The sequence below is a fragment of the Anaplasma phagocytophilum genome (genome assembly GCF_023476575.1).
GTDB classification, from domain to species: Bacteria; Pseudomonadota; Alphaproteobacteria; order Rickettsiales; family Anaplasmataceae; genus Anaplasma; species Anaplasma phagocytophilum_A.
This window is the reverse complement of record NZ_JAHLEX010000133.1, coordinates 1-2,326: the sequence shown is the minus strand read 5'-3', so window position 1 is coordinate 2,326 and position 2,326 is coordinate 1. Positions and strand designations below refer to the sequence as shown.

Sequence of the window (2,326 nt, the reverse complement as noted above, 5' to 3'; positions counted from 1 at the left end):
GTTCCTTCGAATTTAGGGTGATTGTTTACAAGTGGTATTGCATGAGCATTTGAGCAGTTATAGCTACCAACTTGCCAAGTATCCGGGATTGTTTTTAATGCAGTTGTGAGAGAAGTGCCGGGTTTTAGAGTGCATTTTTGAATGTCTGAGTGCGAGGCAAACCAATGCACAGTAACAGCGATCCACTGTACGTTGGCGCAGTAGTTGTGAAGAGAGTTTAGTCCGAGTATTGAATAGGTATTATCAAATTCTCCATTGATGTTTTTTGCGGTACCATAGGGAATATCTTTTGTATTTATGGTCTCTACATTAAAACGTTTTTGAATTTTAGTATCATAAGTAAATTCTCCGGGACCTACTGTATGTATTGCTAGGATTTGTTTACTTACATGGTTTTGCAAAAATTCTTCCGGGTATGCTGTGACTTCAAATACAATACTTGGTATACTATTGCTGTAATTTTGAAGAGGGAGATTTTCTATTACTATATACGCTATCCCTCTATACGCTGGTGCATTACCTTCGGTATTTAAGATTAATGGATCGGGATCTTGAGTTTCCGAGCCTTTGTATAAGCGATACGTAATTGCTGCAAGATTCAAAGGTTTCTCGTTTGCCCATATTTTTGATATTTCATGTATAGGGCCCTGACATATAGCTATTGCTAGAGTAGCATTGTAGCTTGTAGTGATTGTGCTCTTCGTAGAAGACTGATTGCTATTGTGCAAAACCTGTTGGTGCTGAGAGTATTGTATTGGCTTTGCCCAGATAATGTTTCCTACTACCCGGGTTGTGCCATAAATCTTGGGAATCGTTCTACCATACGTTGAAGAAAGTATTTTCAGATTTTTTTGCAAGGTAGTATCAGCATGAGTTGAGAACTGTTCTTTTTGCAAAAAAGCTTGAGTTAAGTCTTTACTGATCTTGCTTCCTACTATTGACTCCATAGGTTTTAGAATAATTTGAGTGAGATTTTTCTCGATTGCATTGGCGATCGCTGTAAATAGTGGGGACGACATTTATTTGTTCCTCCAATAACTTTGGGATAAAGGGATATAAATTATCTTTTTGGGATTTAATTAGAGCGGGCTAAAACCTTTTCCTGACATTCATGATCTCAGGAAAAAAGATTTTTACGTCAAAGCTTGAGAAGAGTCGAAAGATAGCTAGATATTCTATGACAATATGCTCATACTAATACGTTCAGTAGTATTCTAGATATAATAGCATATACGCGACCATCTTGATATGGTATAAACTACAGTGAGATGATTCTTTGAGAGATACTTTTCTCCGTTATCCTTAACTATGAGTGATTCTGTAGAGCTTTTGATTATCCATGGATAGTATGAATATTATTTCACATAGGGCAATTAGAGACTTTAATGCAATACGTTTTCGGTAATTACTGACTAAGCAGCCAAAGCTAAATACAATTATACATATTGTAAAACTGTATCAAAAATGCCATATCTAGGGAAGGCGTAATGCGTTCTGTATTATTTCCCCGCACTCCGTTCTGCTTTGACCACGAGTGAAAGGTTATTTAGCAACCTTAAAGCTTTTGCTGACCTCTATGATGAGTGTTATATTCACATGTATCAAGAGGCTTTGATATAATGCAACAAACGCTGTGCTGTAAAAATCTGCTATATGAAAATAATACCCTAACGCGCTGTTAGGTGCAGTTGTAGGCGTTATAGTGGGGAAGACTATATGGTAGCTGAGGGGCTAAAATCGTTAAAAATGTCGTAGTAAAATTGCCGTTGACTTTTGGTGGTATAACATGTGAATGTAACTCTCTCGCGAGAGAGCATGGTATAAAGGTAAATATGACGCTGTGTTTTTCGGCGACCCAAGCGTTAATGGCGGCGAAAGCGGGTGCTACTTACGTTTCTCCGTTTATGGGCAAGATAGATGATCTGGGAGGAGATGGAGCGGCGTTGATAAGGTATATACGGTGTATATAGTAATTATGGTTTTGAGACGCAGGTTCTTGCTGCTTCGGTTCGGGGTTCTATGCATGTTTTGGAGGCTACTAAGGCTAGTGCTGAGGTTGCGACGGTTCCAGCATCATCTGTTTTTAAGCGGCTATTTCTTCACCAGTTGACCGATAAGGGAATGTATATTTGTAAAACAAAAGAAGTTACAAGAAAACAGATTAAATACTTTTAGCAAGATGTTCTTGGTGGTTGCTATTTGTAACACTTATGCTCCATGGATTACACCTATATACGGGGTTCTTAGTTATGATAAAGATTTTTTGGTGCATTGATTAAACAGCAAGTTTGTTGAGAATGCTGATTTTGATTTTATAAAGGCTATA

2 protein-coding genes and 1 pseudogene are annotated in these 2,326 nt (G+C 37.8%); 2 read left to right on the top strand and 1 reads right to left on the bottom strand.

Translation table 11 applies throughout. The features are described from left to right. Positions 1-1,019: pseudogene (locus KPX09_RS05065) on the bottom strand (hypothetical protein); the annotation flags it as partial. A 741-nt stretch (positions 1,020-1,760) separates the two neighbouring features. Between KPX09_RS05065 and KPX09_RS05650 the strand changes: the two are divergent. Together KPX09_RS05650 and KPX09_RS05645 are read left to right on the top strand one after the other, a co-directional pair. Continuing rightward, a complete protein-coding gene (locus KPX09_RS05650) occupies positions 1,761-1,970 on the top strand; it encodes a transaldolase family protein (protein WP_275973677.1) in 210 nt (69 codons plus the stop codon). Positions 1,971-2,019: 49 nt separating this feature from the next. Continuing rightward, a complete protein-coding gene (locus KPX09_RS05645; protein WP_346017245.1) occupies positions 2,020-2,175 on the top strand; it encodes a hypothetical protein in 156 nt (51 codons plus the stop codon). Positions 2,176-2,326: the final 151 nt, after the last annotated feature.